The organism is Mesorhizobium sp. P3_A9 (genome assembly GCF_056402975.1).
Genome location: NZ_JBFUGJ010000192.1, coordinates 1 through 11385, shown reverse-complemented (window position 1 = coordinate 11385; position 11385 = coordinate 1). Strand labels below are relative to the sequence as shown.

The 11385-nt window shown below is 61.1% G+C and carries 14 protein-coding genes, 3 tRNA genes and 1 pseudogene; 11 read left to right on the top strand and 7 right to left on the bottom strand.

What is annotated here, in order from left to right; translation table 11 throughout:
* Positions 1–729: substrate-binding domain-containing protein (locus tag AC1DX0_RS22685; protein WP_477356915.1), on the top strand; the 729-nt coding region annotated here is incomplete at its 5' end.
* A gap of 74 nt (positions 730–803) precedes the next feature.
* Here AC1DX0_RS22685 and AC1DX0_RS22680 read toward each other — a convergent pair.
* A tRNA-Thr gene (locus AC1DX0_RS22680) sits at positions 804–879 on the bottom strand.
* Between the two features lie 157 nt (positions 880–1036).
* On the opposite strand from AC1DX0_RS22680, the gene AC1DX0_RS22675 reads away from it, so the two are divergent.
* The 3 genes from AC1DX0_RS22675 (at position 1037) to AC1DX0_RS22665 (ending at position 2119) form a co-directional block, all read left to right on the top strand.
* Complete coding sequence (locus AC1DX0_RS22675) at positions 1037–1204, top strand: hypothetical protein (RefSeq protein WP_477221425.1); 168 nt, start codon at positions 1037–1039, stop codon at positions 1202–1204.
* Positions 1205–1394: 190 nt separating this feature from the next.
* A complete protein-coding gene (locus tag AC1DX0_RS22670) occupies positions 1395–1595 on the top strand; it encodes a hypothetical protein (protein WP_477221426.1) in 201 nt (66 codons plus the stop codon).
* Between the two features lie 212 nt (positions 1596–1807).
* Positions 1808–2119: a BA14K family protein gene (locus AC1DX0_RS22665; protein ID WP_477221427.1), complete on the top strand. Its 312-nt coding sequence runs from the start codon at positions 1808–1810 to the stop codon at positions 2117–2119.
* 89 nt (positions 2120–2208) lie between these two features.
* On the opposite strand, the gene AC1DX0_RS22660 is transcribed toward AC1DX0_RS22665, so the two are convergent.
* Positions 2209–2631, bottom strand: a complete 423-nt coding sequence (locus AC1DX0_RS22660) for a hypothetical protein (protein WP_477221428.1) — start codon at positions 2629–2631, stop codon at positions 2209–2211.
* A 123-nt stretch (positions 2632–2754) separates the two neighbouring features.
* Here AC1DX0_RS22660 and AC1DX0_RS22655 point away from each other — a divergent pair, with 123 nt between their 5' ends.
* Positions 2755–3114: a hypothetical protein gene (locus AC1DX0_RS22655; protein WP_477356913.1), complete on the top strand. Its 360-nt coding sequence runs from the start codon at positions 2755–2757 to the stop codon at positions 3112–3114.
* On the opposite strand, the gene bhcR is transcribed toward AC1DX0_RS22655, so the two are convergent.
* The gene (bhcR, locus tag AC1DX0_RS22650) at positions 3115–3936 is read right to left on the bottom strand and encodes an HTH-type transcriptional regulator BhcR (RefSeq protein WP_477221430.1); all 822 of its coding nucleotides are present in this window, start codon (positions 3934–3936) and stop codon (positions 3115–3117) included.
* 214 nt (positions 3937–4150) lie between these two features.
* Between bhcR and gcl the strand changes: the two genes are divergently transcribed.
* The 3 genes from gcl to AC1DX0_RS22635 all read left to right on the top strand — a co-directional run bounded on the left by gcl (position 4151) and on the right by AC1DX0_RS22635 (position 7815).
* A complete protein-coding gene (gene gcl, locus AC1DX0_RS22645) occupies positions 4151–5932 on the top strand; it encodes a glyoxylate carboligase (protein WP_477356911.1) in 1782 nt (593 codons plus the stop codon).
* Positions 5933–5942: 10 nt separating this feature from the next.
* Positions 5943–6740, top strand: a complete 798-nt coding sequence (gene otnI / locus AC1DX0_RS22640) for a 2-oxo-tetronate isomerase (protein WP_477221432.1) — start codon at positions 5943–5945, stop codon at positions 6738–6740.
* Between the two features lie 157 nt (positions 6741–6897).
* The gene (locus AC1DX0_RS22635; protein ID WP_477356909.1) at positions 6898–7815 is read left to right on the top strand and encodes a 2-hydroxy-3-oxopropionate reductase; all 918 of its coding nucleotides are present in this window, start codon (positions 6898–6900) and stop codon (positions 7813–7815) included.
* A gap of 168 nt (positions 7816–7983) precedes the next feature.
* On the opposite strand, the gene AC1DX0_RS22630 is transcribed toward AC1DX0_RS22635, so the two are convergent.
* Together AC1DX0_RS22630 and AC1DX0_RS22625 are read right to left on the bottom strand one after the other, a co-directional pair.
* Positions 7984–8397 carry a hypothetical protein gene (locus AC1DX0_RS22630; protein WP_477221434.1) on the bottom strand — a complete coding sequence of 138 codons (414 nt, stop codon included), beginning with the start codon at positions 8395–8397 and terminating at the stop codon, positions 7984–7986.
* Positions 8398–8410: 13 nt separating this feature from the next.
* Positions 8411–9259, bottom strand: coding sequence for a TrmH family RNA methyltransferase (locus AC1DX0_RS22625; RefSeq protein ID WP_477356907.1), 849 nt, complete (start codon positions 9257–9259; stop codon positions 8411–8413).
* Positions 9260–9457: 198 nt separating this feature from the next.
* Here AC1DX0_RS22625 and AC1DX0_RS22620 point away from each other — a divergent pair.
* Positions 9458–9542 (top strand) — tRNA-Tyr (locus AC1DX0_RS22620).
* Between the two features lie 90 nt (positions 9543–9632).
* Positions 9633–9706, top strand: a tRNA-Gly gene (locus tag AC1DX0_RS22615).
* A 1-nt stretch (position 9707) separates the two neighbouring features.
* Here the strand turns inward: AC1DX0_RS22615 and AC1DX0_RS22610 are convergent.
* The gene (locus tag AC1DX0_RS22610) at positions 9708–10472 is read right to left on the bottom strand and encodes a hypothetical protein (RefSeq protein WP_477221436.1); all 765 of its coding nucleotides are present in this window, start codon (positions 10470–10472) and stop codon (positions 9708–9710) included.
* Positions 10473–10696: 224 nt separating this feature from the next.
* Entirely contained in the window at positions 10697–11155 is a 459-nt protein-coding gene (locus tag AC1DX0_RS22605) for a YidB family protein (protein ID WP_477221437.1), read from the bottom strand.
* Between the two features lie 130 nt (positions 11156–11285).
* Here AC1DX0_RS22605 and AC1DX0_RS22600 point away from each other — a divergent pair.
* Positions 11286–11385, top strand: a pseudogene (locus AC1DX0_RS22600) (GlsB/YeaQ/YmgE family stress response membrane protein); the annotation flags it as partial.

Genomic DNA, 11385 nt, shown 5'->3' with positions numbered 1-11385 from the left:
TTTGTTGGCACCATCGTGCCTCCGCCGGCAACGTTGCTGCTCAATGCCCCGCAATATCGAACTGGCAAGGTGCTGACCGACGCAGCGATCGATCACATCAAAACCAGGCTCAACGGGAAGGCCAAGGTCGTGCTGCTGACCCAGGACACGATGGAATTTCTGGCACCTCGGTTCGAGGCCATGCGCGCCGGCCTGAACGCGATGCCGGGCGTGACGATCGTGGCAGATATCGCGCCGAAGCCGGTCAGCAAGGAAGGCGGGTTCGCCACCATGCAAACCATCCTTCTTGCCAATCCGGACATCGACGTGGTGCTCGGCGGCGACGCCGTCGTGCTGGGTGCGCTGGAAGCGTTGCGTGCGGCGGGGAAAGATCGGCCCGACCAATTCCTCGGCGGAATTGACGGCGAGCCGGAGGCCGTCGCTGAAATCAGGAAGGGAAACAGCCCCTACAAGGCGAGCATCTCGTTGTCTTCGCCCGTCTTCGGATATGCCATGGGAGAGTTTGCAGCCGACTGGCTCGAAGGCAAAAGCATCCCGCAGGCGATGGACATCCTTCCGATAGCGCTGACGAGCGCCAACCTCGCCCAGTATGAGGCCGACCTTAAGGACCCAGCCTCGGTTTATGCGGACGCGGTGCGACGGGACGCCTATCTGAAGATGTACGGGAACATCTGCTACGACAGCCGCGACCACTATGTAAATTTTCCTTGGTCGTCGGAGCAGAAGTAGCTGATCGGTGCTGTGCCTTATCTCGCTGCGCGGTAGGCGAGTGAGTAACAGAAGCCGAACTGTCTCAGGGAAGCTGGTGCCCCCGGACGGAATCGAACCGCCGACCTTCGGTTTACAAAACCGCTGCTCTACCAGCYGAGCTACAAGGGCACGGCGCTCCGGTTAGCATATTTGTTGCGCCAGTAAAGACAAAACTCCATTTTCGGTTACCCCGGCGGTGGATGAGGCTGCGGATGAGCATGCTGAAATTCGCGGCCACGCTTCCTACATATCGGTCAGGTGCAATCGCTTCGGACTGGAGTGTCGCATGATCAGGTTTATCATCATTCTCCCCATCGTCGTCATCGCCTGGATGCTGCTGGTAAAGCTCATCAGTGATGTGAAGAAGGCCAATGTCGACTGGACCGGCGTGACCACGATCGTCGGCTTCATCGCGCTGGCCTTCTGGCTTCGCCATGTCACGGGAATGGGCTGAGAAAGCGAATAGCGAATAGCGAATAGCGAATAGTCGGTAGCGGGGCAGACATTCCTGTGATCCGGCCTTCGCTACTCGCTCTTTCCCCGACCTCGCCGAAAAAACTCCTCGCCCCTTCGAACCTTTTCTCCCGCCACGCCGACTGATCTCCAGAGGCGAATGGGTCGCCTCGATCAAGGAGGAGATCATCATGTTCAAGCGCACTCTGACATCAGGCCTCGTCGCCGTTTTCGTCGCCTCCGGCGCGCTCGCCGGCACAGTCCAGTCGTCCTCGGCTCACGGCTTCCATCATCACCATCATCATCACCACAATCACCACTTCAAGAAGCATTGGTGGTGGCACCACAACCATCATCATCACGGCCATGGCAAGGTGATCATTTTCCTTTGATGGAGGGACCCCATTCTCCCAAAAGGGCGGCTTCGGCCGCCCTTTTTGCGTTCCGTGCGGCCTTCGTAATCGCCGGAGGCGAAGCTGGAAATGCGAGGCGGGGAGGTCGCGCTGAAAAGTCAGAAAAAAGATTCGAACCTTTTTCCTGGCCGCAACGACAGATGATCAAGAGGCGGATGGATCGCCTCGGTCAACGAAGCAAGGAGATCATCATGTTCAAGCGCACACTCGTTTCCACCCTCATCGCCACGACCGTCGCCGCCACCACGCTGGCCGGCACTGTCCAGCCCTCGGCCGCTCATCCGCTGCATCACCACCACAATGGCATCGGCATCGGCGTCGCCGCCGGCATAGGTGGCTTCGTCCTCGGCAGCCTGCTTGCCCAGCAGCAGCCGCGCACCGCCTATGTCGAGGAAGACTACGACTCGATCCACATCCGCCGCTGCTACGCTCGCTACGCCTCCTACGATGAAGGCTCGGACACCTATATGAGCTACAACGGCCCGCGCACTTGCAGGCTTTGAGAGGAGCTCAACCAATCACAGTAAAAGGGGGCCGCATGCGGCCCCTTTTTCTTTGTACCCGGCGAGCGCACTGAGTGCGCAACCGCCTATCAGACCTTCGAACCAGTGTCGGAAATCGGCAAGCCGGCCGCCTGGCAGAGGTCACCAATTCGACGGCGAGCCTCAGGCGTCCCGTCGCTCATCGCGACGAGTTCGAAGCTGCTTCCGGCATCCGGGTAGACCTTGGCAACAAACACCTTGTCACCGCCCGCGGATGGGGTCTTGGCGCTGACGGTGCCGCAGACCACGATTTCCTGGCGACCGCTCGTCGTTTGCTCGCCGGCGAGAATCGTCCCGAACCTGGCCGAGGCCGGATCCAGCAGGTGCTGGCGGATACCGGTCGTGACGACCTCTTCCAGCGCGAGTGAGAACGGAATGGGATTGACGCGTTGGTCGCCGGCATCTGGTCGAGGTGTCGTCGCCACGCATCCGCTTAGCGAAGCGACGAGCAGAAGCTGAACCGTTTTCCTCATCCGCGCCCTTTCGCATGCATTCGAACACCTCGGCAAGGCGGTGAAATCCGATGTAGCGGGGCGCTATACAGCGATTTTCGCAGCGTCTAGTCTACCCCGATGGCCCGGCAGAGGGAGGGTGGCTTGGACGAGCAGGAACCCAGGGAAGACCTGATCGAGACGGTTTTCCGCAACGGCACCGTCACCACTGTCGGCATCTTGCTGGCCTTTTCGCTGGGCTTCATCACCCATTGGGCCGCCAACCCGATTCCGTGGCGGGCCTACCATCTTGTCGCCGTCCTGCCGATCCTGGCTGGCATCGCCTTGCAGATGCGGGCCCTGGCGCTGCTGCTCGACATCAAGTCCCTGCAGCGGCGCATCTATGAACGCGCCAACCGCATCTTCATCACCGGCCTCATCTTCACCGCTTGCGGCGTCGGCTTGGCTATATTGCTCGATTTCTTCGATATCGCGACCAAGAGCGCTCTGCCCGGGGCAGGGTGATCAGCCGGCTTGCACGCCGCCGATCATCCTGGTCACCTCGGCCGCGGCATTGCGCACCATCGGTCCGATCTCCGCCAGGCGCTCCGGCGTCACCCGCACGGTCGGCCCCGACACCGAGACGCCGCCGATCGGTTCGCCGAACTCGTTGAAGATGGCCGCCGCCACGCAGCGCATGCCGGGGTGCCGTTCCTCGTCATCCACCGACCAGCCGCGCCGCTTGATCGTTGCAAGGTCGTGGGCGAGGGCGGAAATGTCGGAAAGCGTCTTGTCGGTGAAGCGCTGCAGGCCGGCCTTGCGCAAGATAGTGCCGACGCGCTCCGGCTCGAGATGCGCCAGAACCGCCTTGCCGATGCCCGACGCGTGGAAAGGACTGCGCGTGCCCGGCCGGAAGAAGGCGCGGATCGCCTGGTGCGTCTCGACCTGGCTGACGAACACCACGCAATCATCCTCGGCGACGCCGAGATTGGCGGTCTCGCCGGTTCTCTCCATCAGCTCCTGCATGACGATGCGGGCGCGGTCGACCAGCTTGCGGCGGCGCAGGAATGCCGCGCCCATGCGGTAGGTCTCGACGCCGATCGACCACAACTGGTCTGATGTGTCGAACTCGACCATGCCGTGGTTTTGCAGCGTCGTCAGCATGCGGTAGGCGGTKGAGGCGGCAAGGCCGCTCTGCGCCGATATCTCGCTCAGCGACAGGCCGCTGCCCTCGGCGACAATGGCCAGGATGCGCAAGGCCCGGTCGAGCGACTGCACCGAACTGGCCTCGGCAGGTCCATTGAAAGCGCGCGGCCGGCCGCGCTGGCGTTTCTCGACGGTTTCCATGACGCCAGTTTCGCCGATTTCACCGAACAAGCAATGAAAAAGTTTTTCACTGTCGCGAGAAAAGAAATTCCTGGAAAACAGAAAATACAATAAAATCAGCATATAGTCGTCGTTTTCTAGAAATGGAAAAATATTCTGAAAAAATTGAAAAATAGTCGCTTGGGTGACATTCTCGGCCATCCAACAATGACAAAACCCTGTGGAGGGCGAAGAAATGGCCAGGATGCGCGCTGTCGATGCCGCGGTTCTCGTTCTCGAAAAGGAAGGCATTGCCTGCGCCTTCGGCGTGCCGGGCGCGGCGATCAACCCGCTCTATTCGGCGTTGAAGGCGAGGGGCACGATCCGCCACGTCCTGGCCCGCCACGTCGAGGGCGCCTCGCACATGGCCGAAGGCTATACTCGCACCAAGGCCGGCAATATCGGGCTGTGCATCGGCACTTCGGGTCCGGCCGGCACCGACATGATCACCGGTCTCTACTCGGCGGCGGCGGATTCCATTCCTATCCTTTGCATCACCGGCCAGGCGCCGCGGGCACGACTGAACAAGGAGGATTTCCAGGCCGTCGACATTGCCGCCATTGCCGCACCGGTCGCCAAATGGGCGGTTACCGTCATGGAGCCGTATCTGGTGCCGATGGCGCTGCAGAAGGCATTTCATCTGATGCGCTCGTCGCGCCCGGGCCCGGTGCTGATCGACCTGCCGGTCGACGTCCAACTGGCCGAGATCGAGTTCGACATCGACGCCTATGAGCCGCTGACGCCGTTCAAGCCGGCCATGACCCGCGCCCAGGCTGAAAAGGCGCTGACCATGCTCAATTCGGCGGAGAAGCCGCTGATCGTCGCCGGCGGCGGCATCATCAACGCTGACGCATCGGACCTGCTGATCGAGTTCGCCGAAATATCCGGCGTGCCGGTCATTCCGACGCTGATGGGTTGGGGCGCTATTCCCGACGATCACCGGCTGATGGCCGGCATGTGCGGGCTGCAGACCTCGCACCGCTATGGCAACGCGACGATGCTCGAGGCCGACTTCGTCTTCGGCATCGGCAACCGCTGGGCCAACCGCCAYACCGGCTCSGTCGACGTCTACACCAAGGGCAAAAAGTTCATCCACGTCGACGTCGAGCCCACTCAAATTGGCCGTGTCTTCGCGCCGGATCTYGGCGTCGTCTCRGATGCSGGTGCSGCGCTGAAGATSCTGCTCGACGTCGCCACCGARTGGAAGACGGCSGGMAAACTGCGCGACTGGTCSGGYTGGGCSAAGGAATGCCAGGCCCGCAAGAAGACGATGAAGCGCAAGACSCATTTCGACCAGGTGCCGCTGAAGCCRCAGCGCGTCTATGAGGAAATGAACAAGGCGTTTGGCCGCGACRYCACCTATGTCACCACGATCGGCCTGTCGCAGATTGCCGGTGCGCAGTTCCTGCATGTCTACAAGCCACGCAACTGGATCAATTGCGGCCAGGCCGGCCCGCTCGGCTGGACGCTGCCGGCAGCGCTCGGCGTGCGCGCCGCCGATCCGGACCGCACCATCGTGGCGCTGTCGGGCGACTATGATTTTCAGTTCATGATCGAGGAACTGGCGGTCGGCGCGCAGCACAAGCTGCCCTACATCCACGTCGTCGTGAACAACGCCTATCTCGGCCTGATCCGCCAGGCGCAGCGCGGTTTTGCCATGGACTACGAGGTCAGCCTCGCCTTCGAGAACATCAACCGGTCAGGCGACCCCGAGGCCGGCTATGGCGTCGACCATGTCGCCGTTGCCGAGGCGATGGGCTGCAAGGCGGTCCGGGTGCACAAACCGGAAGAGTTCGCCGGCGCCTTCAGAGAGGCGCAGCGGCTGATGAAGGAACACCGGGTTCCGGTCGTGCTCGAATTCATCCTGGAGCGTGTCACCAACATCTCGATGGGCACCGAGATCGACAAGATCACCGAATTCGAAGACCTTGCCGAACATCAGGAAGACGCGCCGACCGCGATCGTGATGCTGGATTAGGAGAAAAAGAATGCCGCGTTTTTCAGCCAATCTGTCGATGCTCTTTGGCGAGCATGATTTCCTCGACCGTTTCGACGCCGCCGCCCGCGCGGGCTTCAAGGGCGTCGAATATATCGGTCCTTACGATCATGCGCCGGAGGTGGTGGCCGCCAGGTTGAAGAAGAACGGCCTGACGCAGGTGCTGTTCAACCTGCCGGCCGGCGACTGGGCCAAGGGCGAGCGCGGCATTGCCGTGCTGCCGGACCGCGTGCCGGAATTCCGCCAGGGTATTGCCAAGGCGATCACCTATGCGCATGCGCTCGGCTGCCCGCAGGTCAATTGCCTGGCCGGCATCGCGCCCGCCGGCGCCGATCGCAAAGTGCTCGAAAATGTCTTTGCCGAGAACCTCGCCTTCGCGGCGGAGAAACTGGAGCAGGCCGGCATCCGGCTGCTGATCGAGCCGATCAACACCCGCGACATTCCCGGCTTCTTCCTCAACTACTCGGACCAGGCGCTGGCGATCATCGACCGCGTCGGCTCCAAAAACCTGTTCCTGCAATACGACATCTATCACATGCAGATCATGGAGGGGGATCTCGCCCGTAAAATCGAGGCCAACCTCGGCCGCATCGCGCATATCCAGCTTGCGGACAATCCCGGCCGTCACGAGCCGGGGACGGGCGAGATCAACTATCCCTTCCTCTACGACCACATCGACCGCATCGGCTATTCCGGCTGGATCGGCGCCGAGTACAAGCCGAAGGCCGGCACTGAGGCCGGACTGGGCTGGTTCCGGGATCTGGCCGGGCAGGGAAGCGCGGCGGCTTAGCGGCTAAGGCCCCCTCATCCGGCCCTTCGGGCCACCTTCTCCCCGAGGGGAGAAGAGGTCGCCAACGGTCGTGGCAGTCTCTTCTCCCCACCGGGGAGAAGGTGGCCGCGCAGCGGCCGGATGAGGGGGCGCTTCACACAGTTATTGGAGAACCACAATGGAAACCATCGGCTTCATCGGCCTCGGCATCATGGGCGCGCCGATGGCGGGGCATCTGCTGGATGCCGGCTACAAGGTCATCGCCAGCGATCACCGTTCCAAGCCACCCGCCGATCTCGTCGCCAAAGGCCYGAAAACAGTCRCCGGCCATGCCGCCGTCGCCAAGGCTGCCGACATCATCATCACCATGGTGCCTGAYACGCCACAGGTCGCCGATGTKCTGTTCGGCGACAACGGCGTCGCCTCGGGCCTCTCCAAGGGCAAGCTGGTCATCGACATGAGCTCGATCTCGCCGATCGAGACCAAGACCTTCGCCAAGAAGATCAACGAGCTCGGCTGCGACTATCTCGACGCGCCGGTCTCGGGCGGCGAGGTCGGCGCCAAGGCGGCATCTCTCACCATCATGGTCGGCGGCGAGGATAAAGCGTTCGAGCGCGCCAAACCCGTGTTCGAGAAGATGGGCAAGAACATCACTCTGGTCGGGCCGAACGGTGTCGGCCAGACCACCAAGGTCGCCAACCAGATCGTCGTCGCGCTGACCATTGAAGCCGTCGCCGAAGCGCTTGTTTTCGCTTCGAAAGCCGGCGCCGACCCGGCCAAGGTCAGGCAGGCGCTGATGGGCGGGCTGGCGGCCTCGCGCATCCTCGAAGTGCATGGCGAACGCATGGTCAAGCGCACCTTCGCGCCGGGCTTCCGCATCGAATTGCACCAGAAGGATCTCAATCTCGCGCTGGAGGGCGCGAAAGCGCTCGGCGTTTCACTGCCCAACACATCGACGACGCAGCAACTGTTCAACTCTTGTGCGGCCAATGGCGGTGCGAAGGAAGATCACTCGGCGCTGGTCAGGGCGCTGGAGCGGATGGCGGGCCACGCTGTCGCCGAAGAACCGGCCCACGCGAAGGGCAAAGCAGCTTAGGTCAGGAGAGGGCGGCTTAACGTTCCCACGCCGCCGGCTCTCTCCTGTCCGAGAACGGGTTCCTGCCTCGCCGGGCGGAGCCCGTTCGTCGTTCTTATCGGCAAAGCCACGCATCAGAAATGCCTGCGCGGCGTAAACGCAAACCGCTGTGGCGAATAGCGAGAGTGGTTAGGGAACTTGCTGACCGTCGCTCGTCAATTTGAATTTACCGATGTTGGCAGCGATCCGCTCAAGCGCTGGAACAAGCGTGCCGTTCTTGAATGCCACGCCCAGAATCCCATCCACCCATCTTTCATCGGCTATATTGCAGGCGACCCGATAGTGGATCTCTGTGGCATCCATGGAGGACAAATCTTCGGGACTCTCCGGCAGCCAAGTCCCCCCGCCGGTGTCGTCGAGGAATTTTCCAAGATCAGCCGGATTCTCAAGGGTGTGGATAAGTCGGAATATGTCTTCCGTCACGGCATGATAGCGGTCGTTCGCCTCGTCATAGAATTCCGATGGAGGGAGCGTCCGTAGGGTGCCGGTTGTACTCACAAGAAACGCAAGCCATTCGCCACGATCTGAGAACGCTTCGAACATACCGGTAGCTCATTCAATCCGCTGAAAGGAATTTTCGCGCGGCATAAAGACTGATCGCCGCGGCATTCGACACGTTGAGTGAACGGATGACGCCCGGCATGTCGAGCCGTGCCAGCGTGGTCACCGTCTCGCGCGTCTTCTGGCGCAGGCCTTTGCCTTCGGCCCCCAGCACCAGCGCGATCTTTTCTCCGGCAAAGCTCTTTTCGAGTTCGGCCGGGCCGTCCGAATCRAGSCCGATSGTSYGRAAGCCGGCCTCGTGYAACTGGCCSAGCGCGTCGGCCAGGTTCTTCACTTCGATCTGGTCGATATGCTCCAGCGCGCCGGAGGCGGATTTCGCCAGYACGCCKGATTCCTGCGGGCTGTGGCGCGCGGTGGTGATCAGCGCGCCGGCGCCGAARGCSACCGCCGAGCGCAGGATGGCGCCGACATTGTGCGGATCGGTGACCTGGTCGAGCACCAGCACCAGCTTGGTGTCGCCCAGCGCATCGAGGCGCTTGGGCTTCAGCGGCTCCGCCTCGATCAGCACGCCCTGATGCACGGCGTCCGACCCGGTGATCTTGTCGATGTCTCTCGGTTCGACCAGTTCGGCTTTGAAAGGCAGCCCGGCGAGATCGGCTATCTCCAGGCGCTCGGCCGCATTGCGCGTCACCAGCATCTTCCGGATCTTGCGGCGCGGATTGTCGAGCGCCGCTCGCACCGTGTGCAGGCCATAAAGTCGCACCAGGCCGTCGGCTGCGTTCTCGCCGKGCGGCACGGGCTGGCGTGGCTTGAATGCCGGCGCGCCACCGCTTTTCTCGTCGCGAAAGGCGCGGCGCAGCTTGGCGTAGTSGGTATCTTTCGGGGTATTGGAATTGTTGCTCATGGCCGGCTTCTATAGCTGTCTCCTGCGGCCAGCGATATGCCCTGTCGCCGCAGCCGGCGAACAACATCGAAAAACCCTTCCTGCGCGGTTGACACCCAATGGCCTTGCCGCCATAAGGCGCTTCGCTGGTTTCGGAGAAGACACAACTCGGGTCCGAATTGGCGCGAATGCCTCGTTGCATGGCTCCGGCGGCAGACTGGAGAGGTGCCCGAGTGGTTAAAGGGGACGGACTGTAAATCCGTTAGCTTAGCTTACGTTGGTTCGAATCCAACCCTCTCCACCACTGCCGGCCCGGAAGCCCTGAAACGTAAAAGCATCGGAGACGAAAAGCGCATGGCGCTTTTCCTGTGAATCCGATACTTCAGTGCAAGGCGCGGGTATAGCTCAGTGGTAGAGCAGCAGCCTTCCAAGCTGAATATGCGGGTTCGATTCCCGCTACCCGCTCCAGCTAATTTCCTGATGCCAACAGCATCACTGCGGTCCCAACTTTGTAGAGGCCGTGCCAAAGCCCTGCCATGCAGCCTCCAACGATCAGAATGTAGCCGAGATAAGCTTGCCACCTGTTAGCTGTCTTCGGCGTCGGGAGGGGTGGGTACTTTGCCCGTATCTCCAGGATTTCTTCCCGCAATTGTGGATCCAAAGGCAGATCATCGTATTGAATGCGAAACTTCAGTCTTCTCATGCCACCAAGGATCACGGCTAGGGCTATCCAGGTCAGCACGGCAAGCCAGAGGCTGATAACGTAAGGCTGCGGATAGAAAGAGCGAGAGCTATTCTGGCAGGCTTCCGGAAAAGTGGTGCGGCCAATGAATGACCTCCTGCCCCAGCTTGACAGCCACCACCCGTGATCAGCCGTTGCAACGCCAACAAGGAATCCGGCCAAGAGCAACGAACCGCCAACGATCCATAGATACGATATTCGGTTTTCAACGTCTGTAATCGCGGCGACTGCGCACTTCGCCGCGACGGGCATCAGCAGCAGGGCAAAAACGATGGAATAAACGATCTGCGACATCACAATAGCAGAAAACGACACCGAGCATTTTCCGAGATCTGCTGTAAGGCCGAATGATCGAGAAAACAGTGTTGCGAATTCAGGATCCGCTTGGGAGAAAAATGCGTAGATGAAGGCGTGCAACATCAGAACCGAAGTGCCGGAAATGACAGAAGCCCGATGATTGTCTCTGCCCTTTAGTTCCCACGCCGACTTCATGCTTCATCACCACCCAAGTTGCCTTAAAGTGATGACATAAAACGGGTTAATCTACGATTGCACGACCAACGGTTGTCGTGGGCAACCAACCTTGCCGTCGGAAAGTTGATCCTGTGCGAGGCCGATCCCCCGCACAGGACGCAGAAACGCCGTCAGCCTCATGGAATATGCCTTATGGGCGGCCGTGCGGACGCGCACCTCGGCAACTCTCCAAACAACTCTTGTCAGCTGTTGAACGCCGAAGCCACCTGGTGCTGTTGTGGCACTTGGCCGTTCGGCGTCAGCTTGTCGACGATGCCTGGCAAAGCCGTGGACAACTGCTTGAGCAGTTCCCCCTCATCCATGCCGGTGCGTTGCGCGATCTCGCGGATGACCTGCGGCCCAAGCGCTGCTCCGAGATCATTGGCGTTGATCGACTGGTTCTGCCCGGTGCCGACCCAGGAGTCGGCGGCGTTGCCGTGACCGGCATCCCTGAGCTTGTCGAGCAGGCCGCCCAGACCGCCGAGCAGGCCGCCGTCGCTGGCGGTGGTCCCGGCAGGCGTTGGGGCGGCTGGTGCGGGTGCTTGATCCGGCTGTTCGGCGCTTCTGCCGCTCAGCATTTTTCCGACCAGCAATGCGCCAAGCGCGATCATCAGCGGTTTGGTGATGTTGCCGCCGGGAACGGCGTTGTCAAAAAGTCCCATAGTGGATCCTCCATTTCAACCAAGCCCAGCCCATCTTCAACAATGGCGCATCCGGGCGGAATTTCAAGTTGGCTTGAGGTTTTGACAATCATATGAAAATGTCGGGTCGGCAGGGGATGGAGAGGAAAAAATGGGTATCATCAGCTGGATCATTCTCGGCGCCATCGCCGGCTTCCTGGGCAGCAAGATCGTCAACAAGACCGGCCAGGGCCTGATCATGGATATCGTGC

Bases quoted from the DNA above. Each gene is read 5' to 3' on its own strand.
- AC1DX0_RS22675 (WP_477221425.1), top strand. From the start codon at position 1,037: ATGATCAGGTTTATCATCATTCTCCCCATCGTCGTCATCGCCTGGATG.
- AC1DX0_RS22670 (WP_477221426.1), top strand. From the start codon at position 1,395: ATGTTCAAGCGCACTCTGACATCAGGCCTCGTCGCCGTTTTCGTCGCC.
- AC1DX0_RS22665 (WP_477221427.1), top strand. From the start codon at position 1,808: ATGTTCAAGCGCACACTCGTTTCCACCCTCATCGCCACGACCGTCGCC.
- AC1DX0_RS22660 (WP_477221428.1), bottom strand. From the start codon at position 2,631: ATGAGGAAAACGGTTCAGCTTCTGCTCGTCGCTTCGCTAAGCGGATGC.
- otnI (WP_477221432.1), top strand. From the start codon at position 5,943: ATGCCGCGTTTTTCAGCCAATCTGTCGATGCTCTTTGGCGAGCATGAT.
- AC1DX0_RS22630 (WP_477221434.1), bottom strand. From the start codon at position 8,397: ATGTTCGAAGCGTTCTCAGATCGTGGCGAATGGCTTGCGTTTCTTGTG.
- AC1DX0_RS22610 (WP_477221436.1), bottom strand. From the start codon at position 10,472: ATGAAGTCGGCGTGGGAACTAAAGGGCAGAGACAATCATCGGGCTTCT.
- AC1DX0_RS22605 (WP_477221437.1), bottom strand. From the start codon at position 11,155: ATGGGACTTTTTGACAACGCCGTTCCCGGCGGCAACATCACCAAACCG.